The organism is Microbacterium horticulturae, assembly GCF_029094505.1.
Taxonomy (GTDB): domain Bacteria; phylum Actinomycetota; class Actinomycetes; order Actinomycetales; family Microbacteriaceae; genus Microbacterium; species Microbacterium horticulturae.
The window spans coordinates 2,719,402-2,740,701 of sequence record NZ_CP119108.1 but is presented as its reverse complement, the minus strand read 5'-3'; the positions used below and the strand labels follow the sequence as shown (position 1 = coordinate 2,740,701).

Annotated in this window: 21 protein-coding genes; 13 read left to right on the top strand and 8 right to left on the bottom strand. The window is 68.8% G+C overall.

Annotated features, from left to right (window positions below):
• Positions 1 to 22: 22 nt before the first annotated feature.
• The 4 genes from PU630_RS13030 to PU630_RS13015 are packed head-to-tail and all read left to right on the top strand — an operon-like array spanning position 23 to position 2,324.
• Complete coding sequence (locus tag PU630_RS13030) at positions 23 to 571, top strand: hypothetical protein (RefSeq protein WP_275277493.1); 549 nt, start codon at positions 23 to 25, stop codon at positions 569 to 571.
• A gap of 53 nt (positions 572 to 624) precedes the next feature.
• Positions 625 to 1,353 carry a CPBP family intramembrane glutamic endopeptidase gene (locus PU630_RS13025; RefSeq protein ID WP_275277492.1) on the top strand — a complete coding sequence of 243 codons (729 nt, stop codon included), beginning with the start codon at positions 625 to 627 and terminating at the stop codon, positions 1,351 to 1,353.
• Positions 1,354 to 1,404: 51 nt separating this feature from the next.
• On the top strand, positions 1,405 to 2,115 hold the full coding sequence (locus tag PU630_RS13020; RefSeq protein ID WP_275277491.1) for an endonuclease/exonuclease/phosphatase family protein: 711 nt from the start codon (positions 1,405 to 1,407) through the stop codon (positions 2,113 to 2,115).
• 32 nt (positions 2,116 to 2,147) lie between these two features.
• Complete coding sequence (locus PU630_RS13015; protein WP_275277490.1) at positions 2,148 to 2,324, top strand: hypothetical protein; 177 nt, start codon at positions 2,148 to 2,150, stop codon at positions 2,322 to 2,324.
• Positions 2,325 to 2,412: 88 nt separating this feature from the next.
• Here the strand turns inward: PU630_RS13015 and fbaA are convergent, their stop codons facing one another.
• Complete coding sequence (gene fbaA / locus PU630_RS13010) at positions 2,413 to 3,435, bottom strand: class II fructose-bisphosphate aldolase (protein ID WP_275277489.1); 1,023 nt, start codon at positions 3,433 to 3,435, stop codon at positions 2,413 to 2,415.
• 32 nt (positions 3,436 to 3,467) lie between these two features.
• A complete protein-coding gene (locus PU630_RS13005) occupies positions 3,468 to 4,475 on the bottom strand; it encodes a LacI family DNA-binding transcriptional regulator (protein WP_275277488.1) in 1,008 nt (335 codons plus the stop codon).
• Between the two features lie 174 nt (positions 4,476 to 4,649).
• Here PU630_RS13005 and PU630_RS13000 point away from each other — a divergent pair, with 174 nt between their 5' ends.
• From PU630_RS13000 to PU630_RS12960, 9 genes are all read left to right on the top strand, one after another.
• The gene (locus PU630_RS13000) at positions 4,650 to 5,678 is read left to right on the top strand and encodes a substrate-binding domain-containing protein (protein ID WP_275277487.1); all 1,029 of its coding nucleotides are present in this window, start codon (positions 4,650 to 4,652) and stop codon (positions 5,676 to 5,678) included.
• Between the two features lie 69 nt (positions 5,679 to 5,747).
• Positions 5,748 to 6,755, top strand: coding sequence for an ABC transporter permease (locus tag PU630_RS12995; RefSeq protein WP_275277486.1), 1,008 nt, complete (start codon positions 5,748 to 5,750; stop codon positions 6,753 to 6,755).
• A gap of 14 nt (positions 6,756 to 6,769) precedes the next feature.
• Complete coding sequence (locus PU630_RS12990) at positions 6,770 to 7,570, top strand: ATP-binding cassette domain-containing protein (protein WP_275277485.1); 801 nt, start codon at positions 6,770 to 6,772, stop codon at positions 7,568 to 7,570.
• Entirely contained in the window at positions 7,563 to 8,471 is a 909-nt protein-coding gene (locus PU630_RS12985) for a PfkB family carbohydrate kinase (RefSeq protein ID WP_275277484.1), read from the top strand. Before PU630_RS12990 ends, PU630_RS12985 begins: the two co-directional genes overlap by 8 nt.
• Positions 8,468 to 9,154, top strand: coding sequence for a nucleoside/nucleotide kinase family protein (locus PU630_RS12980; RefSeq protein WP_275277483.1), 687 nt, complete (start codon positions 8,468 to 8,470; stop codon positions 9,152 to 9,154). Before PU630_RS12985 ends, PU630_RS12980 begins: the two co-directional genes overlap by 4 nt.
• Before the next feature lie 315 nt (positions 9,155 to 9,469).
• Positions 9,470 to 9,916, top strand: coding sequence for a 50S ribosomal protein L13 (gene rplM, locus PU630_RS12975; protein ID WP_275277482.1), 447 nt, complete (start codon positions 9,470 to 9,472; stop codon positions 9,914 to 9,916).
• Between the two features lie 26 nt (positions 9,917 to 9,942).
• Positions 9,943 to 10,422: a 30S ribosomal protein S9 gene (gene rpsI, locus PU630_RS12970; protein ID WP_275277481.1), complete on the top strand. Its 480-nt coding sequence runs from the start codon at positions 9,943 to 9,945 to the stop codon at positions 10,420 to 10,422.
• Positions 10,423 to 10,430: 8 nt separating this feature from the next.
• Positions 10,431 to 11,792 (top strand): phosphoglucosamine mutase, encoded by a 1,362-nt coding sequence (gene glmM / locus PU630_RS12965; RefSeq protein ID WP_275277480.1) that lies wholly within the window; start codon positions 10,431 to 10,433, stop codon positions 11,790 to 11,792.
• Between the two features lie 149 nt (positions 11,793 to 11,941).
• The gene (locus PU630_RS12960; protein ID WP_275277479.1) at positions 11,942 to 13,096 is read left to right on the top strand and encodes an MBL fold metallo-hydrolase; all 1,155 of its coding nucleotides are present in this window, start codon (positions 11,942 to 11,944) and stop codon (positions 13,094 to 13,096) included.
• Between the two features lie 6 nt (positions 13,097 to 13,102).
• Here the strand turns inward: PU630_RS12960 and PU630_RS12955 are convergent, their stop codons facing one another.
• The 6 genes from PU630_RS12955 to PU630_RS12930 all read right to left on the bottom strand — a co-directional run bounded on the left by PU630_RS12955 (position 13,103) and on the right by PU630_RS12930 (position 21,270).
• Positions 13,103 to 14,047: a Ppx/GppA phosphatase family protein gene (locus tag PU630_RS12955; RefSeq protein WP_275277478.1), complete on the bottom strand. Its 945-nt coding sequence runs from the start codon at positions 14,045 to 14,047 to the stop codon at positions 13,103 to 13,105.
• Positions 14,048 to 14,283: 236 nt separating this feature from the next.
• Entirely contained in the window at positions 14,284 to 15,042 is a 759-nt protein-coding gene (locus PU630_RS12950; protein ID WP_275277477.1) for an SDR family NAD(P)-dependent oxidoreductase, read from the bottom strand.
• Entirely contained in the window at positions 15,032 to 16,213 is a 1,182-nt protein-coding gene (locus PU630_RS12945) for an ATP-NAD kinase family protein (RefSeq protein ID WP_275277476.1), read from the bottom strand. The genes PU630_RS12950 and PU630_RS12945 overlap by 11 nt, the downstream gene beginning before the upstream one ends.
• Before the next feature lie 4 nt (positions 16,214 to 16,217).
• A complete protein-coding gene (gene gcvPB, locus PU630_RS12940) occupies positions 16,218 to 17,810 on the bottom strand; it encodes an aminomethyl-transferring glycine dehydrogenase subunit GcvPB (protein ID WP_275277475.1) in 1,593 nt (530 codons plus the stop codon).
• A complete protein-coding gene (gene gcvPA, locus PU630_RS12935) occupies positions 17,807 to 19,201 on the bottom strand; it encodes an aminomethyl-transferring glycine dehydrogenase subunit GcvPA (protein ID WP_275277474.1) in 1,395 nt (464 codons plus the stop codon). The genes gcvPB and gcvPA overlap by 4 nt, the downstream gene beginning before the upstream one ends.
• A complete protein-coding gene (locus PU630_RS12930) occupies positions 19,198 to 21,270 on the bottom strand; it encodes a beta-galactosidase (RefSeq protein WP_275277473.1) in 2,073 nt (690 codons plus the stop codon). Before PU630_RS12930 ends, gcvPA begins: the two co-directional genes overlap by 4 nt.
• Positions 21,271 to 21,300: the final 30 nt, after the last annotated feature.

Below are 21,300 nucleotides of genomic sequence, written 5' to 3'. Positions count from 1 at the left end.
ACCGAGTCGGGGAGTTACACACATGTTCAAGAAGGTCTTCGCAGTCGCTGCTATCAGCGGCTTCCTGGTGCTCGGCGGCTCACTTGCCGCCTCCGCCGCAACCAACGACTACCCCAGTGAGGTCAGTTGCACCATTTCGCCGGCCACTCTTGAGGTCGGTGACGTCGCGACGGTCTCCTGCACGGGCATGGTCGCCGGTGCCACGTTCACCATCACGGTGACCGGCCCCGGCGTGCAGCAGGGTGACCTGGCATCGATCGTCCACGCGGCCACCACGGGTTCGGCCAGCACCGATGTCGTCGCAAACGCATCGGGTGCCGCAGCCGCCTCGTTCACGGCTCGCGCCGCAGGCACGTTCTCGTTTGTGGTGACCGACGAAGACGGCAACGTCGTCGGCACGGCCACCGAGGTCGCAGTCCCTGAGTCGGGCACGACCGGCGGCGGCACCGCCGAACTGCCGGTCACCGGTGGCGGCATCTCGATGGCTGCCGTCTGGATCGGCGTCGGCGCGCTTGCGCTCGGCGGCGGCGCAGTCGGCGTCGCGACTGTTCGCCGTCGTCAGCACAGCTGACCAACCACGTGAGCACGTCAGCCCCAGGGGTCCAGCCCCTGGGGCTGCGTCGTTTGCCGGCAGCTCCCCGTACGCCCCGACCGCGCGCCGCGCTCGTGCTTGGCATCGGCGGCTACCTTGTCGGCGCGCTCGCGCTGCTTCTCTATGCGGGCTACGGCAACAGCCTCGCTCATCTTGCCGACTGGCAGCGCACCCTCGCCGACATGGGGGTGCTTGTGCCGCTCGTGGCAGCGGTAGTCATCGCCTGGGCGACGAAGGTCGTCATCCGTGTACGACCGGCGGTCACGTTCGTCGAGGTGATCGCGGCTCTGGCACTGGGGTTCGGTGCGCGCGCGATCGTCGAGGTGGTGGCGCCGACGACCGGCAGCCTCGGTGGGCCGTTCGGCGAGGGACCGAGCGGTGCGCTGATCGCCGTGTCGCTGCTCGCGCTCGTCGTCGTCTCGCCGGTCGTGGAAGAGCTGTTCTTTCGCGGGCTCGTCCAGCGCGGCCTCGAGGCCGCTTTGGCCCCGCGCGGCGTCGACGGTGCCGCGCGCAGCGTGACCCGCGGCATCCACGCTGGTATTGCCGCGCTCTCCATCACCGTAACCACGGCGGCCTTCATCGGGCTGCACACCTTCACGTACCCGGCCGGAACGGTGACGGTCGGGCAGATCGTCGCGCCACTCGCGGTGGGCGTCGTCTGCGGCATCCTGACCACCGTCACGGGGCGTGTCGGGGGAGCGATCATCGCCCATGTGGCTTTCAATGCGGTCGGCTTCGCGCTGCTGCTCATGGCAGGTTGACAGAGAGAGCCCTGGCCGTCCACCGGCAACCCGGCATACCCTGAGAGCACGATGAAGCTGATCTCGTATAACCTGCGCAAGCATCGGGCGGCCGGCGAGTTGACCGAACTCGTCGACGCCCATGGCGCCGATCTGCTGTGTCTGCAGGAATGCGACACCGACGACATCCCCTCCCAGATCGGCGACCTGCGACTGGCCGACGTCACGCATCGCAACCGGCTGGGGCTGGCCGTCTACTACCGCGTGCACATGTATCAGCCGATCGAGGTCCGCTCGATCGGGCTGAAGAAGTCGCTGCACGACCGGGTGCTCAAGCCTGCGGAAGAGCGGATGCTGGGGGTGCGGCTGCACGACATCGACCAGGGGCGCGACCTGGTCGTGGCGTCGTTCCACGCGGCGCCACTGACGGCGCTGAACTCGCTGCGGCGTCACCAGATCCGCGCCGCGCTCGAAGAGCTCGGCGAGATGGGCGAGAAGAACCTGCCGGCGCTCATGGTGGGCGACTACAACTACCCCGTGTTCAAGGAGCACCTCAGTCAGGCGATCCGCGACCAGGGGTATGAACTGACCCTCAGCGACACCCGCACTTACACGCGGTATCGCTACTTTCGCGGGTACTACGACTTCGCGACCTCGAACGGGTTCGACATCGACCACATCCGCACGCTGCCGCAGGGCCTGAGCGACCATCTGCCGATCCTCGTGAGCGCGCGGATGACGACGCCGCATGTACGCCACAGGCCCGCAGACGCGGTAGCCTGAGTAGGCGCACCGGTTCGTCTGGAAGGAAAAGCATGTTCATCCTCTGCTTCGTGCTGTTCGTGGCGGGCTTCGCCTGCTTCGGCTACGCCCCGTTCGTGGACGGCTGGGAATCGGTCATCTTCGTGCTCGGCCTCCTTCTCGTCTCGACGGCCATCGGCATTCCGATGCACAAGTCGCGCCACGACCACAAGACCAGCGAGCTGCCGTAGCCTCTGGCTTTCTCGACGCCGGGTTCTCTTTGTGAGGGCCCGGCGTTTTCGTGTGCGTACTCGTTGCTCGTTGCTCGCGCGGCGAGGGTCACGCCAGGGAGTGGCCTGCCGATCCCAGCTGCTGGGCGGCCTCAACGACGCGCTCGGCCATAGACGCCTCCGCCGGCTTGCCCCAACTGCGGGGGTCGTAGGCCTTCTTGTCGCCGTACCCGCCGTCGACCTTCAGCACCTTGTTCCAACCGGAGAACATGTGGCCGGCGATCGACCGTGTGAAGGCATACTGCGTGTCGGTGTCGATGTTCATCTTGACGACTCCCATCGACACGGCGGTCGCGATGTCGGTGGCCGATGAGCCGGAGCCGCCGTGGAACACGAGGTCGAACGGCTTGTCGCGACCGACCTCGGCGCCAATCGCCGTCTGGATCTCGCCGAGGAGCTCGGGGCGCAGGTGCACCGACGACGGGTTGTAGACGCCGTGCACGTTGCCGAATGTCAGCGCAGTCAGATAGCGGCCCCGCTCACCGGCACCCAGCGCGGCGACGGTCGCACGGGCGTCGTCGACGGTGGAATAGAGATCGTTGTTGATGTCGTGCGAGATGCCGTCCTCCTCGCCGCCGACGACGCCGATCTCCACCTCGAGGATCGTGCCGGCCCGCGCGCTCTGCTCGAGGAGGCCTTCGGCGATGTCGAGGTTCTCCGCCAGCGGCACGGCCGATCCGTCCCACATGTGCGATTGGTAGAGCGGATTGAGCCCGCGGCTGCGGCGTTCGATGGAGTCGGCGAGGAGGGGACGGACCCAGTCATCCAGGTGCTCCTTCGGACAGTGGTCGGTGTGCAGCGCAACGGTCACGCCATAACGGGCCGCCACTTCGTGCGCATAGTGCGCGAGGGCCTTCGACCCGACGGCCCGGTCCTGGACACGGGCGCCGGAGAGGTAGAGGGCGGTGCCCAGCGACACCTGGATGATGCCGTCGCTCTCCGCTTCGGCGAAACCCTGCAGGGCGGCGTTCAGCGTCTGCGAACTCGTGACGTTGATCGCCGGTAGCGCGAAGCCCTTGCTCTTCGCATTGTCGAGCATGGCGAGGTACGTGTCGGGCGTGGCGATGGGCATGGCAGCTCTCTCTGTCGGTGTGCGGGAGGGATTCAGTCGCCGCTGGGGCAACCACATGAGTCACGGCGGTGGAACGCGGGGGAGATGACGTGGTGCTCGAACTCCGACGAGTCGCCACCGATCCGCCGGAGCAGAAGCGCAACCGCTTCGGTGCCCATGCGCGCGACATCCTGACCCATGGCCGTCAGCCCCGGGCGGAAGAGGTCGCTCCACTCGAAGTCGTCGTAGGCGCACAGGGCGATGTCGTCGGGGATGCCGAGCTTCGCATCGCGCATGGCCCGCATGGCTCCGATGGTCATGGCGTTGTTCAGGGGGAGGAGGGCCGTGGGGCGATCACTCCCGCGCAGAAGGTCGGCGACGGCACTCTGCGCCACCAGGCGGTCGGACTGCCCGTCGAGCATCAGAGCCGGATCGATCGGCAGGTCATGCGCCGCGAGGGCATCGATATATCCCTGGCGTCGCTCCTCGGTGGAGTCGATGCCGCGAAGGCCGGTCACGACGGCGATACGTCGGTGCCCGTGCTCGATCAGATGCTCGGTCAAGGTGCGCACGGCCTCCCGGTTCTCCGGCGTGACCTTGTCGCACTCGACCGGCAGCGCCCGGTCGATCAGCACGAGCGGCGTTCCGGTCTCGGCGATCCGCTGCGCGGACTCACCGGTGAATCCGGCCGAGGGAGCGACGATCAGGCCGTCGACGCGTCGGCTGACGAGTGAATCGATGGTCTGCTGCTCCATGAAGTGCTCGTCATGGCTGTCGCCGAGGACGAGAACGTACCCCGCGTCCGACACCTCTTGCTCGATCGTGTGCAGCAGCGGGCCGAAATACGGATTGGTGAGGCCCGAGATGACGAGCCCGATGGTGCCGGACCGGCCGCCGGCCAGCATGCGGGCTGCGGGGTCCTGTCGGTAGCCGAGTTCGGAGATCGCCTGCTCGACCCGAACGCGCGTGTTCGGGTTCACGTGTCGCGTTCCATTGAGCACGTGCGAGACCGTGCTCATCGACACGCCGGCGCGCTTCGCCACCTCGTTCATCGTCACCATTGCGCGCTGTCTTCTCTCCGTTGATCCCCGCGGGCCGCGTCGTCCGGCTCACGATAACACTTCGCACACCGCGAGACGAAAGCGCTTGCGCAAGCGCTTTCGTCTCGCTACGGTAGTCCCGGACGCAGCTGTCCCGTGTGTGACAGCACACACCGAGTTCAAAGGAGTGCTCACATGAATCGCAGACTCTCACAACGGCTGCTGGTGGCCGCGGCGGCTTTCGCATCGACGGCGGTGCTGTTCGGCGCCACCGGATGCAGCGCGGACAACGCCGGCGGCGGTGGTGGTGGTGGCTCGTCGGACCAGGTCACCATCGGGCTGATCACGAAGACGGACTCGAACCCATACTTCGTCAACATGCGCGAGGCGGCGCAGAAGGCCGCCGATGCGAAGGGGGCCAAGCTGGTCGCGCTCGCCGGCGCGTTCGACGGTGACAACGAAGGACAGGTATCGGCGATCGAGAACCTCGTGAGTCAGGGTGTCGACGGCATCCTGATCACGCCGAACTCGTCGTCCGGCATCCTTTCGGCTATCAAGGACGCGCGAGATCAGGGGGTCCTGGTGATCGCGCTGGACACGGCGACGGACCCCGCTGATGCCGTCGACGCGACGTTCGCCACGGACAACTTCGCCGCCGGTGTGGCACAGGGGACCTGGGTGAAGAGCTCGCTGGACGGTAAGACGCCCAAGGTGCTGCTGCTTGATGGGACGCCGGGCGGCACCGTCGACACGTTGCGCCATCAAGGTTTCATCAAGGGCATGGGGCTCACGGAGGACTCGCCGGAGATTCTGGGCAAGGCTGACACGCACGGCGACCAGACCAAGGCGCAGACGGCGATGGAGAACCTCCTAGAGCGCGCACCCGACGCCAATGCCGTGTACACGATCAACGAGCCCGCGGCGGCGGGCGGCTTCGCCGCGATCAAGGCCGCAGGAAAGGCCGACCAGATCGTGATCGGGTCGATCGACGGGTCGTGCACGGGCGTCGAGAACGTAAAGAAGGGCATCATCGGCGCCACCGTGATGCAGTTCCCCGGCAAGATGGCGACCAGCGGCGTGGACGCGATTGTCGCCTACGCGAAGGACGGCACGAAGCCGAAGAGTGGATTCAATGACACGGGATCCGAGCTCATCACCGATCACCCCGTCGACGGGCTGGAGTCGAAAGACACCGCCTGGGGCGCCGAGAACTGCTGGGGCTGACCAGAGCGGTCCTGACAGAGGTGGGGCGGGCGCGCTCGCGCAGCCTGCCCCACTGGAAGGTCTCTAAACATGACGACTCCCACCATGGCGATCAAGAAGACGCCGAAATCTACGTCGACTGTGCAGCGGGCGCGATCGAGAGTCCTGCGCTCGCCGCTGTTCGGCTCCACCACGGCGCTGATACTCGCGGTGATCATCTTCACGGTCATCTCCCCGCGGTTCATCGCGCCGGGAAACATCTCGCTCATCCTGCAACAATCCGTCGTGATCGGCATTCTGGCCGTCGCGCAGACGCTGATCATCCTGACGGCAGGCATCGACCTGTCGATCGGCGCCATCGCTGTCATGGGCACGATCGTCATGGCGCAGGTCGCCGGAGCGCACGGGCCGATCGTGGCGATGGCCCTCACGCTCGTGGTGTGCGTCGTGCTCGGCACGCTCAACGGCGTCTTGGTCACCTTGCTGCGGCTGCCGCCGTTCATCGTGACACTCGGCACGTTCACCGCGATCGCCGCGGCGACACGCCTGCTGGCCGGCTCCGAGACGTTCCAGGTCGACGGAGCGCTGATGACGTTCCTGGGCAACACCGTCTCGATCGGATCGTTCCGGACGACGTACGGCGTGATCGCCATGTTCGTCGTGTACATCGTCTGCGGTTTTGCTCTCACGCAGACCGCATGGGGACGCCACGTCTATGCGGTCGGCGGCAACCCCGCGGCCGCGACGCTCTCCGGCGTCAAGACGAATCGCACGATTCTGTCGGTCTACGTCATCTCGGGGATCATCGCGATGATCGCCGCCTGGGCCGCGCTCGGACGCATTCCCAACGCTGACCCTAATGCCTATCAGAACGCGAACCTCGAGACCATCACCGCGGTGGTGATCGGTGGAACGAGCCTCTTCGGCGGCCGGGGCGGTGTCCTGGGCACCTTGATCGGCACGTTGATCGTCGGCGTGCTGCGCAACGGACTGACTCTCGCCGGCGTCGACAGCTTGTATCAGAACATCGCCACGGGCGTCTTGGTCATCGTCGCGGTCGCGGTCGACCAGTTCCTCCGCGGCCGGACATCGCGGTAGAGGAGAACAGTGGCATGAACGAAACTGTGGACACGCCTCCGCTCGCTCTGCAAGCGCGAGGACTCGTCAAGCGCTACGGCAGCGTCACGGCGATCAACGGCGCAGACTTCGACCTCCGGAAAGGGGAGGTACTGGCCGTCATCGGCGACAACGGTGCAGGCAAGTCGAGTCTGATCAAGGCGCTCGCCGGCGCCGTCGTCCCCGACGCCGGTGAGATCCGCGTCGACGGAGAGGTCGTGCACTTCCGTCACACCGGCGATGCGCGGGCTCGCGGCATCGAAACCGTCTACCAAGACCTCGCCGTCATCCCCGCGCTCGACATCGCCTCGAACCTCTACCTGGGTCGGGAAATCCGGCGCAAGGGGTTCATGGGCACGGTCTTGCGCCGGCTCGACATGCCGGCCATGCGCAAAGAGGCATCCCGGCACCTGCAGGAGCTGAAGATCGGGATCACGTCGGTGAATCAGGCCGTCGAGACGTTGTCAGGCGGGCAGCGGCAGGGGGTTGCCGTCTCGCGCGCTGCGGCATTCGGCAACGGCGTGATCATCATGGACGAGCCGACGGCTGCGCTGGGAGTCCGGGAGTCCGGTCAGGTGATCGAGCTGATCAAGACGATCCGCGACCGCGGCATACCCGTCGTCCTCATCAGCCATGACATGCCCCATGTGTTCGAAGTCGCCGACCGCATCCACGTGCACCGATTGGGGCGCCGGGCCGCGGTCATCGATCCCACCCAGCGCAGCATGTCGGAGGTCGTCGCGCTGATGACCGGCGCGGAACGACCGACCGACGAGGAAGCAGGCGGGGGTGCCTGAGAAACGCGCGCACGGGCTGTTCGTCGGGCTTGCCACGCTCGACATCGTCAGTCGGGTGGACCGGATCCCGGCGGCCAACGAGAAGCTCACGGCCGAGTCGCAGTTCGTGGCAGCTGGGGGACCAGCCGCCAACGCCGCCGTGACATTCGCGGCGCTGGGCGGCACGGCGACATTGGTCACCGCGCTGGGGTCGTCCACGGTCGCGCAGGCGATCGTCGCCGACCTTCGCGCGTGCGGGGTGCGTGTCGTGGACGTCGCGCCGGACTTGGGCGCGGCATCCGTCTCCTCCGTTTTGGTGACCCGGTCCACGGGCGACCGGGCCGTCGTCGGCGGCGATGCACGCGGGGTGCTCGTCTCGGCGCCGGCATCCGAGGCGGTGAGTGAACTCGTCGAGGAGTCGGACGTGCTCCTTCTCGACGGGCATCACGCGGCCATGGCCGCGGCGTTCGCCGCGGCGGCGCAGGCCGCCGTGGTGCCGGTCGTCGTCGATGCTGGCCGCTGGAAACCGGCATTCGCCGATCTGCTCCCACACGCGACGGAGGTGGTCGCATCGGCCGACTTCCGCATGCCCGGCCACGAATCGGGTGCTGCAGTCGCCGAGCACCTCGTCGCCGAGGGTGTGCCGGTCGTCGTGAGGACCGCCGGGGCAGGGCCCGTGCGATGGCGAACGGCGACGGGCTCGGGTGAGGTGATGACGCCTGCCGTCGCCGCAGTCGATACGCTGGGCGCCGGCGACGTCTTCCACGGAGCGTACGCATACGCGGTCGCGAACGGCGTCGAGGACGTCGCATCGCGCGTCTCTTATGCAAGCGAGGTGGCGTCCGTGCGCTGCACGATGATCGGGCCGCGCAGCTGGCTCGGCGCGATCGCGACAATTTCACTTTCTCAGGGGGATGCGTGAACCCGCTCACTGGTAGCTCGACGACGTTCGCTGAACTGCGTGACCGCGCCGCAGAGTTGGCGTCAGCCGGGACGCGCCGCATCCTCGGCATCACCGGAGCCCCGGGGGCCGGTAAGTCGACCCTCGCGATGCGCCTGGTCGCCGCGCTCGGACCGGAACTGGCCGCCTTCGTGCCGATGGATGGGTACCACCTCTCCAACAGGGTGCTCGAGGAACTGGGTCGCCGACCGCGCAAGGGAGCGTTCGACACGTTCGACAGCTGGGGATACGCCAGCCTGTTGGAGAGACTGCACGCGCAGGCGGCCCCAGATGGAGATCCCGTCGTCTACGCGCCGCAGTTCCGCCGCGACCTCGAGGAGCCCGTCGGGTCGGCCATCCCCGTGCACGCGTCCACGCCGCTGATCGTGACCGAGGGGAACTACCTGCTGCTCGACCGCGACGCGTGGCCGCGGGCACGCGCGGTCATCGACGAAGTGTGGTTCCTCTGCCCGCCGGAGGACACTCGGCTGTCACAACTCATCGCACGGCATATCCGCTTCGGTCGCGCGCCCGACGCCGCGCGTGAGCGCTCGCTGGGCAGCGACCAGCGCAATGCGGAACTGATCACCTCGACCGCCGACCGAGCCGATCTCATCGTCGAGCTGGCCGACCCGCCTGCGGAACTGCCGCCGCACATCGCTTAGGCGCGCAGCATGTCCCGTGACTGTCGCCGGTCCCATCCTCGTCGTCCCTGAACTGTGCCCGATGAAGCCCTAGCGGCAGACGCGGGCATTTGGCCGCGGCATCCCGATGTCGTAGACTATGTCTTTGGTGCGTTCGCTCCTGCTGGCGCACACGAACGTGAGCCCTCCACTGGCGTGTTCTGTTCGCTCCGTCCGCGGTCGTCGTTTCGGCTCGGCGGCTTCGCCGCCTCGCTCAACGACCGGGGAGGAGAGCACGGAACCACCCCGGAGTGGGATTCACGAACCTCTCCGTTCGATCAAGAAAGCAGCACTACTGTGACGCGCACTTTCACTCCCAAGGCTGGCGAAGTCCAGCGCGAATGGCTGGTCATCGACGCCACCGACGTCGTTCTCGGCCGCCTGGCCTCGCACGCCGCCGCACTTCTGCGGGGTAAGCACAAGGCCACCTTCGCGAACCACCTCGACACCGGCGACTTCGTCGTCATCGTCAACGCCGGCAAGGTGGCCCTCACAGGCCAGAAGCTCCAGAAGAAGATCGCCTACCGCCACTCGGGTTACCCGGGCGGCCTGAAGGCTGTCAACTACGCCGAGCTGCTCGAGAAGAACCCGGTCCGCGCTGTGGAGAAGGCCGTCCGCGGCATGCTCCCCAAGAACTCGCTGGGCCGCCAGCAGCTGTCGAAGCTGAAGGTCTACGCAGGCGCCGAGCACCCGCACGCCGCGCAGCAGCCCACGCCCTACATCTTCGACCAGGTCGCCCAGTAAGCGCCGCAGACACAAAGGACCAACTCGTGGCGAACAACGACTCCACCGAACTGACCAACTACACCACCGAGAGCACGGGCGAGACCGCCGTCGAGACGGCGCCCCGCCCCGTGCTGAGCGTTCCGGGCGCGGCGGTCGGCCGTCGCAAGCAGGCCATCGCCCGCGTGCGCCTCATCCCCGGCGAGGGCAAGATCACGATCAACGGTCGTGCATTCGAGGACTACTTCCCGAACAAGCTGCACCAGCAGCTGATCACCGACCCGTTCACGGTTCTCGACCTGACCGGCTCGTACGACGTCATCGCGCGCATCCACGGCGGCGGCCCCTCGGGCCAGGCCGGCGCGCTGCGCCTGGGCATCGCCCGTGCGCTGAACGAGATCGACGCCGAGAACAACCGCCCGCCCCTCAAGAAGGCCGGCTTCCTCTCCCGCGACGCTCGCGTCAAGGAGCGCAAGAAGGCTGGTCTCAAGAAGGCCCGCAAGGCTCCTCAGTACTCGAAGCGCTGATCGGCCCCATGGCTCTCTTCGGCACGGATGGCGTGCGGGGGCTGGCCAACGGCCCCCTCACCGCCGATCTCGCGCTCACCCTGGCCCAGGCGACTGCCGTCGTCCTGGGCCAGGGCCGTACTGCCGAGGCGCGACGCGCGTCAGGCAAGCGCCTCACCGCGGTCGTCGCGCGCGACCCGCGCGTCTCGGGCGAGTTTCTGGCCGCCGCGGTCGCGGCCGGGCTCGCGGCATCGGGCGTCGACGTTCTCGACGCGGGTGTGATCCCGACCCCGGCAGCGGCATACCTCGTGGGCTCCATCGACGCCGACTTCGGCGTGATGGTCTCGGCCTCGCACAACCCTGCCCCCGACAACGGCATCAAGATCTTCGCGAGCGGGGGAGTGAAGCTGCCCGACGTGGTCGAGCAGCGCATCGAGGCCGCCATGTCGCGCCCCAAGCTGCAGCCCACGGGCGCCGACGTCGGGCGCATCCGCCGTTTTGCGGATGCCGAAGACCGGTACGCCCTGCATCTTCTGTCGACGCTGCCGCACCGGCTTGACGGCATCCACGTCGTCCTCGACTGCGCGAACGGCGCCGCCGCCGGCGTCTCGCCCGAGACGTTCCGCGACGCCGGAGCACAGGTGACCGTGATCGGGGCCGACCCCGACGGCATCAACATCAACGACGGCGTGGGCTCGACGCACATCGACAAGCTGGCCGTCGAGGTCCTCCGCCTAGGTGCCGACATCGGCATCGCCCACGACGGCGACGCCGACCGGTGTCTGGCAGTGGATGCTGCGGGCAACATCGTCGACGGCGACCAGATCATGGCGATCCTCGCGGTGGCGATGAAGGAGCGCGGCGAGCTCGTCGACGACACGCTCGTGGCCACCGTGATGAGCAACCTCGGCCTGCACCGGGCCATGAGCGCCCACGGCATCCGTGTCGAGCAGACCGCGGTCGGCGACCGCTATGTGCTCGAGCGCATGAACGAGGGCGGCTTCTCCCTGGGCGGCGAGCAGTCGGGCCACGTCATCATGAGCAAGCACGCCACCACCGGCGACGGCCTGCTGACGGGTCTGCACCTTCTGGCTCGCATGGCCGAGACCGGAAAGTCGCTGGGCGAGCTCGCATCGGTCATGACGGTGTACCCGCAGGTGCTGATCAACGTGAAGGACGTCGATCGCACTCAGGTCGGTCACCCGGTCGTGGCAGCCGCCGTGCTCGAGGCCGAGGGGTCGCTGGGCTCGTCGGGTCGTGTGCTGCTGCGCGCGTCGGGCACCGAGCAGCTCGTGCGCGTGATGGTCGAAGCGGCCGATGCCGATGTGGCCTCGCAGATCGCCGGGCGCCTCGCGGACGTCGTGCGCGAGCACCTCGCGCTGCCGGCGTGACGACCCCCATCAGCGAGCGTGATTCGTCGTATCGGTGCCGTCGTCGTCACAAGCTCCTGACGCGTACGCGCTAATGGAGGGGAGTGCTCCCGCACGCGGCCGACGACGGCCACAGGCACTCATGTCGAAGACGACAGAGAGGCTCTCCGATGGATGGATCAGCACCTGAGGGACACCGTGACGACGTACGGGGCCTGAGCCGCCGCGGGCTGCTTGGCATTGCCGGGGCGACCGCGGCCGCCGCAGCCATGGGCGGTCTGGTGGGCGGCTCGACACCCGCGCAGGCTGCCGAGACGCTGCCTGGCAGGAAGCCGACCTCGACGGCCGGTATGTTGGTGACACTGCTGGGAACGGCGGGCGGCCCGCCCGCACAAGCCGACCGGTACGGCATCTCGTCGGTGCTCACCGTGGACGGGCGCAACTACGTCATCGATTGCGGCCGGGGCGCCGTCAGCCGGTACATGCGCGCGGGGCTGTCGATGCCGGACCTCACCGCCATCTTCCTGACGCACCTGCATTCCGATCACACGGTCGACTACTTCGCCTTCCCGCTCCTTGCCGGCGGCGTCGTCGGCGCACAGGGCTTTCTGTCGCCGATCGGCGTATGGGGTCCCGGCGCATCGGGTCTGCCCTCGCAGATCAGCGGGGCCACAGGCACGACGCCGGGCACGGTGGAGATGACCCGACTCGCGAACGAGAGCTTCGCAGCATCCACCACCTTCTTCCTCGACGAGCACTTCTTCGCCGACCCCGCCTCGATGCTCACGGTGCACGATGTGCTGCCGCCCGCGTCGGCCGGCGCGTCGGCGTCGAACCCCGCGCCCACGATGGAGCCGTTCGCGGTCATGGAAGACGACCGGGTCAAGGTCACCGCGACGCTCGTGCCGCACGGTGCCGTCTGGCCGGCACTGGCGTACCGTTTCGACTCCGACCACGGCAGCGTCGTCTTCTCGGGCGACACAGCGCCCACGCCCAACATCATCCGACTCGCTGCGGGCGCGGACCTGCTGCTGCACGAGACCGCCGACTTCGCGGCGCTGCCGAAGCTGGGGTATCCGGAGGCGGTCATCGAACACATCAAGCTCGTGCACACCGATGTCGGTGACCTCGGCGCGATCGCGAAGGCCGCCGATGTGCGCGCCCTCGTCGCCACGCACTTGAGCCCCGTCGATCCGAGCGTCGTGCCCGACCACGTGTGGCGCAAGAAGCTGCGCGAGAGCGGGCGGGCCGCGGGCTACGACGGCCGGCTGACGCTCGGGAGCGACCTGATGAGAATCGAGGTCGGCACCGCGCGCCGGAGGTGAGGGCGTTCAGCGCCCGAGGTGGTCCCACGCCATCGACTCGATGTAGCGCAGCAGCACGCCCTCGCGCAGCGCCCATGGGCTGACCTCGAGCTCGCCGGCGCCGAGCATCTCCATGGCCGTGTGCAGCACCACCGCGCCCGCCACGATCTGGAACGTGCGGTCAGGCGTGATCCCGGGGAGCTCTTGGCGGGCGGATGCCGGAATGTGGGCGAGTCGCGGAATCCACGAGCCCAGCGCGGCGCGGGGGAGCAGCATCCGCTCGCTTCCGTTCCAGCCTGCGACCGGAAAGCCCGCCAGCCGCGCCAGTGACCGGATGGCCTTCGACGACCCGACGATGTGATCGGGGCGGGGCTGCGCGGCGAACGTGTCGGCGACCGGGGCCAGCACCGCACGCGCGTGCGCGCGCAACGCCTCGACGGCGGCGTCTCCGGGCGGATCGTCGGGCATGAACTGCACCGTCATACGACCGGCGCCGAGGGGGACGGATGCCGCAACGTCGGGCAGCTCGTCGGCACCCGTGGCCAGCTCGAGCGACCCTCCGCCGATGTCGAACAGGAGGATGTTGCCCGACGCCCAGCCGAACCAGCGCCGCACCGCCAGGAACGTCAGCCGCGCCTCGGTCTCGCCATCGAGCACCTGCAGCTCGGTGCCGAGAATGTGCTCGATCATCGCGATGACGGCAGCGCCGTTCGTTGCACCGCGCACGGCGGAGGTCGCGGTGGCGAGGAACTCGTCGATGCGCTCGCCGGCGACGATGTCGCGGGCGCGGGTCGTGGCATCCCGCAGCGCTTCCACACCCTCGTCGCTGATAGCGCCGTCGGGAGTGAGGAAGCGCATGAGGCGCACGACGGCGCGCTCGCTGGTGACCGCGAGCGGGCGCCCGCCGGGGCGGACATCGGCCATCAGCAGGTGGACGGTGTTCGACCCGATGTCGAGAACGGCGAGGCGCACGGTCAAAGCGTAGTGTGCGGAGTGAGGTCAGCCCATGACGCGCTTGGTGGCGGGTGCCATCTCGCCGCGCGGTTCGCTGTGCACACCCGACGGTGTTCACCAGCGAACCGCGCGCCCGGCGTGGCATCCACTCTCGTCGTGTTCAGAACTCAGCGTGACAGTGGCCGGCGCGGGTGCCCCGGCGGCGTGTCGTGGCTATTCGAGGCACGGGCGGATCACGAGGTCAAGAACGAAGGTCAGGCGATGCCGCCACCGTCCACGACGAGGGCGGAGCCGGTCACATACGACGACTCGTCGCTGGCCAGCCACACCACGGCGGCCGCGATCTCGCGGGGTTCGCCCATGCGGCCCAGCGGCCGGTCGGCCGATTCGGCGAGGAACGAGTTCTCCTCTTGAGCGACCTGGCGGGCTTCGTCGCGCAGCATCCCGGTATTCACGTCACCGGGGTTGACCGAGTTCACACGGATGCCCGCGGGCCCGTGATCGATCGCCAGCGCGCGGGTCATGTTGACGACCGCACCCTTCGAGGCGCAGTACGACAAGGCGCGCCCACCGCCCTTCAGGCCCCAGCCCGACCCGGTGTTGATGATCGACCCTTTGCCGGCGGCAGCCATGATCGGTACGACGTGCTTGCACATGAGATAGATCGCGCGCACGTTGACGCCGAAGACGAGGTCCCATTCGTCGACGTCGATCTCGAGCGCCGTGGTGCGGCGAATGATGCCCGCGTTGTTGTGCACGATGTTGATCGTGCCGAACGCATCGACCGCCGTCTGCACGACGCGCGTGATGTCGGCCTCGCTCGACACATCGGCACCGATCGCGATCGCCGAGCCTCCCGCGGCACGGATCTCGTCGGCGACAGCCTGCGCGGCCTGCTGGTTGAGGTCGACGACGGCCACCTCGGCCCCCTCCGCGGCCAGCGCGAGGCAGGTGGCGCGGCCGATGCCGCCGGCGCCGCCGGTGACGATGGCCTTCTTGTTCTCAAGTCGCATGGAGTGCTCCTTCTTCGTGGTTGTCGTGAGGGGTGGATGCCGCCGCCTCGGGCGCGACGACGGGGTAGAGACTGGCGGTGCCGGGGCCTGTGACCACGCGCACATAGCCGGTCAGCGACGCATCGACATCGGCGTCGCCCGTGTCGACCAGCAGCGGGCGGCCGTGTAGATCGACGAGCTTCTGCTCGGGGGCGACGACGATGAGCGGATCGGGCCCGAGTGCGCGGATCACCGCCGCCGACAGCTGCTGGTTGCCACGCCCGAGCACGAACCCTTGCCCGCCGATGACCGTTACCACCGCCTTCGCGGGGCCGCGCGCGATCTCGTCGAGCAGCTCGCTCTCGCTGGCTCGCGCACGCACGAGACGCCCGTCGAGCACCACGTCGACTCCCAGCGCGGTCGTCGCCAGCCCGAGACGGCGGCCGAGCTCGCCCATGGTGCCACCCGGGCCCAGCAGATACCGCACGCCGGGGCGGAACAGGGACGCCGCCGCATGCGCGGCTGCGACCACGGCGGCGTGCTCACCGGCCGGGGTCGGCGCCTTGCGGACCTGAGTTCGCCCGGCGCGCTGCGGTACGGGCAGCATGCCGAACAGGCGCGGTTCGACGTGTGCGCGGCGCAGCTGCGCCTCGTCGATGTCGAGCACCTCCTGCTCCTGCACGGGCAGCGGCCCGTCGAGCCACGCCACGGCCATGCCGCCGGCCGCACTCGGGCTGATCGCGAACACGGGGGAATACATCTTCACGCCAGACGGGATGCCGAGAGCTGCGGCCCCGCCGGCGGGCACGCCGTCGCCGAACGCGGCCGCGACGTCTCGGGCGGTGCCGTCGCCGCCGGCGAACAACACGAGGCTCGCCCCGGCGGCGATCGCCGAACGCACGGCGGCCGTCGTGTCGGAAGGCGTCGTGGCCGCCGACACCGCGGTGTAGACCACATGCGGTTCCAGGCCGGCGCGCCGCGCAGCATCCTCACCCATCGCCCCGGCCGCCGTCAGCACCGGGGTGCCCGGACGAGCCGCGGCGACCAGGCGTAGGGCGTCGGTCGCGCGCGCATCGGCGCGCGAGAGGCCGCCGCGCACGGCCGCGTCGGCCTGCACGTCGACGCCGTCCGAGCCGGCCAGGCCGGCAGGTCCGCCGACCCCGGCGACCGGGTTGACGATGAGAGCGAGCACGGGTCTAGGCGGCCACCACGTCGTCGACGGGTGTCTCGCCGAAGTACTTGCGGCGGTACGCGCGCCAGGTGATCGCCCAGCGCTCGGGGTCGTCGAGATCGTCGTGGTGCGTGTGGTGGACGGTCTGGTTGTGCGGCGCGGAGCGTACGACCTCGGGCTCTTCGCGGCACTCGCGGGCCACCTCGGCCAGGGCCGCGACGTACTCATCGATCTCGGCCTTGGAGTAGCACTCGGTCGGCTCGAGCGTGAACGGCTGCGGCACCACATAGGGGTGGTGGCTCGTCCAGTAGTGGAACCCGAAGTCGGTCATGCGAATCCCGATCTCCTCACTGGTGATGCCGGTCTGCTCGAACAACTCCTGCCACGAATAGCGCACCTGCTCGATGCGCCGCCGCCCGGTCGCATACGGCGCCGACGCGCCGGGGATGCGGGTGACCTCGTGCAGCAGATAGTTGTTGTTGAGTACGGCGATCTCCGATGCGGTGCGCAGCCCCTCAGCACCAAGCGCCATGATCCACGCGTACGCGCGCACGACGTGCAGCACGACCCCGAACCCGGGCGCCACGTGCCCGATCGACAATGGCCCCGGCTGGCGCACGGCGAAGCCGTCGTCTTCTCGCACGATGCGGGGACCGGGCAGGAACGGGGCCAGAGCCTCGCTGACGGCGTTGGCCGCCGCAGCCGGCCCGCCACAGCCATGCGGGGCCGAGAATGTCTTGTGCAGGTTGAACTGGCACACGTCGAAGCCGGCTTCGCGGGCACGGGTGATGCCCAGGATGCCGCTGGCATTGGCCTGGTCGTACGAAGCGAGCGCTCCCACCCCGTGCGCGGCATCCACCCACTGTTGGATCGCCGGGTTGTAGATGCCCGTGTCTTCGGGGTTGGTCACCATGATCGCCGCCGTGCGGTCGCTGAGTGCCGCCTTCATCGCCGTCAGATCGGGGTAGCCGTCGGCGTCGGGGTACACGGTGATGACCTTGTACCCGGCTTCTTTGGCGGCCGCGGCGTTGGACGGGTGGCTGAAGATCGTCGTGATGACCTCGTCGCGCTGCTCCGCCTCGCCGCGGGCGGCGTGATAGGCGCGGATCATGGCGATGTTCGTCCAGATGCCGGCCGAGCCGCCCGGCGACTGGAACGTCACCGCGTGCATGCCGGAGATCTCGGCCATGAGCTGCTCGAGCCGCCACGTGATTTCGAGCGCGCCCTGCACGCTGGCCTCGCTCTGCCGCGGGTGCAACTCGCGCAGCTGTGGCACTTCGATGAGCTGATCGTTGATCTTCGGCGAGTACTTGATCGTGCATGTGCCCTGGCCGATGTCGACGTTGAGGTCAGAGCCCAGGGTCTCTTGCGACAGCCGCAGGTAGTGCTTGAGCACACGCATCTGCCCGATCTCGGGCAGATGCGGCGGGGCGGGGCGGCGCAGGGATGCCGGCAGTGCGGCGACCACGTCACCCACGGCCTCGCGCACGCCGGGCTCGACCGGCGTCACGGCGATACCGCGCTCGCCGGCGCAGTGCAGCTCGAACACGATGGGCTCGTCCCACTGCGCCTGGTGAAAGCGGCGCGGGCTCGGCTTGGGTGCGACGGGAAGGCTCATGCGTGCTGCTCCTTGAGTGCGGAAGCGGATGCGGGGGCGGAAAGGCGGGCGAGGGATGCCGCGAGCCGATCGATGTCGGCCTGCGAGGTCATCTCGGTGACGCAAACCAGCAGCGTGTCGTCGCCCACGGCGACGCCGGGCTCGATGCCGTCGGCGCGCAGCGCCTCGATGACGGCGGCGGCGGTGGTGTCGGCGAAGCGCACCGTGAACTCGCGCAGATGCACGGCGTCGTCGCCGAGCCTGATGCCGTCGACGGCGGCCAGCGCCTGCTGCGCGTAACGGGTGCGGGCCAGCAACAGCTCGCCGAGCTCGGCCATGCCGGCTGGGCCCATGAGGGCGAGGTAGACGCCGGCGGCGATGCCCCATAGGGCCGAGGCGGTGCCCACCCACTCCTTGCCCTCCTCGCGCAGTGCGAACGAGGTGCGCTCGTAGGCGACGTCGCCGAACCCGTACTCGCCGGGCACATCTGTCGTGGCCAGGCCGAACAGACGCGAGGGGAGCTCCATGACGAACCGAGGGTCATCGTGCACGGCGATGAAGCCGGCATGCGCCCCGCCGAACCACTGGTGCAGGCCCAGTGACTGGATGTCGCCGGTGACAATGTCGGCGCCGGCGAGCGCCGGCGGGGCCAGCACGCCGTACCCGATCGGGTCCGTGCCGACCATGACGACCGCGCCGACTGCGTGCGCGGCATCCGCGATCTCACGCAGGCGCGTCTCGAGCGCACCCGTCGCACTCGGCGTCTCGACCCAGACCGCGGCCACATCGTCGCCGAGTTCGGCCGTGAGAGCGTCGAGGTCGGCCAGCCCCCCCTGGCACGGGACGACCTCGACGTGCATGCGGGCACGCACGAAGTCGCGCACCTTCGACTGCTTCTCGGGCAACACGTCAGACACTTGCAGCACGCGAGCGCGCCCGGTCATACGCCCGGCCATCGCGATGCCGGTGGCCGCGGCCTGAAAGCCGTCATAGGTCGGCACGTTCACGACATCCATCGCCAGCAGCTCGCCCATGAGCGACTGGTACTCGAACAGTGCGTGGAAGCGGCCGTGGTCTTCATACGGCTCGCCCGCGTACGCCGTGAGGAACTCGCTGCGGCGGATCACCTCGTCGACCACTGCCGGCACGTAGTGGTTGTACGTGCCCGCGCCGAGAAAGCTCAGAACCTCGTCGGTCGAACGGTTCGCTGCGAGGATGCCGCGCACGTGCCGGGCCAGGTCCTGCTCTGCCGGTAGCGGCTCCGGCAGGTTCAGCGCGCGGTGCAGGCGCAGCCGGTCAGGCACGTCGGCGTAGAACTCGTCGACGGATGACGCCTCCACCGTGGTGAGCATCTGTGCCTTCGTCGCTTCGGCGGTGTTCGGGATGTAGGGGTGCGTGAACGCGGTGCTCATGCGTGCCCTCCTTGCGTGTGCGGAGAATCGGTCAGGGTGAGAAACGGGATGCCGTCGGCACGGGGCGCGGCGATGACAGCGGCGCCGAACGCGGGCAGCTGCATCACCCCCGCCACCGCGGTATCGGTGAGCAGGTCGTGCCCCTCGGGCACGACGACCTGCAGCGGGGTGCGCCCGTGATTGAGGACGAACGTGTAGTCGGTGTGCGCATCGGAGCGGGTCACGGCATCGAGCGATTGGTCGACGCGCTCTCGCGCCGGCAGGCCCGCGTCGGCCAGCACGTCGCGGAACACCGTCTGCAGCGCGTCGTCGTCGAGCATCGCGCTGATGTACCAGGCGCTGCCGGCGCCCTGCGCGCGGCGGGTGATCGCCGGCCGGCCGTCGAGGTCGCCGCCGCCGTAGGTGCCGCGCACCTCGGCGTCACCAGCCTCGAGCCACTCGGCCCATGCGGTGAAGCCCAGGGTGTCAGCACCGCAAGTGATCTGCCCGTGCTGCCCGTCGGCGATCGGCCACTGTTCGTCGACCTCGACGCCCAGCAGCGCTCGCAGCGGCCCGGGCGCACCACCGGGGTGCACCTTCTCTTCGGTGTCGACGACGCCTGAGAACGGCCCGACCACCACGTGACCGCCCTGTTCGACGAACGCCGTCAGAGCCTGGACCTGCGCGGCGTCGGCGATGTAGAGGTTAGGGGCGAGCACAAGGTCGTAGCCGTCGAACGGCCCGGTCGCGCGCACCGCGTCGACGGGGTGGCCCAGCGCGTGCAGCGCGCGGTGGTACGCGCGCACTTGGCGCGCCCAGTTCAATCGTTGCGACGGCAGCGACTCGGCCGCGGTCGAGCCCCACCATGCGTCCCAGTCGACGATGATGGCTGCTCGGCTGCGCACCCGGGTGCCGCGCACCGGGGCCAGGCGCGTCAGCTCGGCGCCCAGTGCCTTTGCCTGCGCGAACGTGCGCGAGCGTGCGCCGCGCTGGCCGAGCATCGCGGAATGGAACTTCTCTTGCCCGTAGCGCGCCTGGCGCCACTGAAAGAACATGGCCCCGTCAGATCCGTGCGCGATCGCCTGCAGGCTGTCGCTGCGCAGCTTGCCGTCGGGCTTGGGCACGTTCACGTCGCGCCAGCTGACGGCGCTCGCCGACTGCTCGAGCAGCAGCCACGGCCGACCGGCCTTCAGCGACCGCATGAGCCCGTAGTTCCAGGCCGCGCCCACGTGCGAGGCGGAGTCGGCGGGATCGGGGTAGGCGTCGTCGGTGACGAGGTCTTCGACCTCGGCGAAGCGCCAGTAGTCCAGTTCGCGGAACATGCTCATGAAGTTCGTCGTGACCGGGATGTCGGGCGTCGCGGCGTGCAGGATGTCGACCTCGAGCCGGAACAGGTCCAGCAGTGCGTCGGATGAGAAGCGCTCGAAGTCGAGCAACTGCGTCGGGTTGATGGGCCCGGGGGCGCGCCGAGGGGCCTCGATGTGCTCCCAGTCGGTGTAGCGCTGGCCCCACACGTTCACGCCCCACGCGTCGTTGAGGCGCTCGAGCGTGCCGTAGCGCTCCTGCAACCAGCGACGGAAGTGGCGAGACGACTCTGGGCACCAGCAGCGGGCGGTGTGGTCGCCGTACTCGTTGGAGACATGCCACAGCACGACGGCGGGGTGCTCACCGTAGCGCTCGGCCATCGCCCGGGTCAGGCGCGCCACGTTCTCGTGCCACACCGGCGAACTCGGGCAGTACGCCTGCCTCGAGCCGAACGCGAGGCGCCGGCCGTCGGCATCCATCGGCAGCATCTCGGGGTGTGCACGCAGTAGCCACGAAGGTGGCGTGGCCGTCGCGGTGGCCAAGTCGACGTGGATGCCCCCGGCCCATAGCAGATCGATGATGCGGTCGAGCCAGGCCCAGTCGTAGACGCCGGGGGAGGTCTCCAGCTGCGGCCAGCTGAACACCGGCAGCGTCACGATGTTCACACCGGCTTCCTGCATGAGCGCGATGTCTTCGGCCCAGAGGTCTTCGCTCCACTGATCGGGGTTGTAGTCGCCGCCGTAGGCGAGCGCCCCCAGATCGAACGGGCGCGGGTTCCGGGTCATGCGGACTCCTTCGTCAGGTGGGTTCGGCGT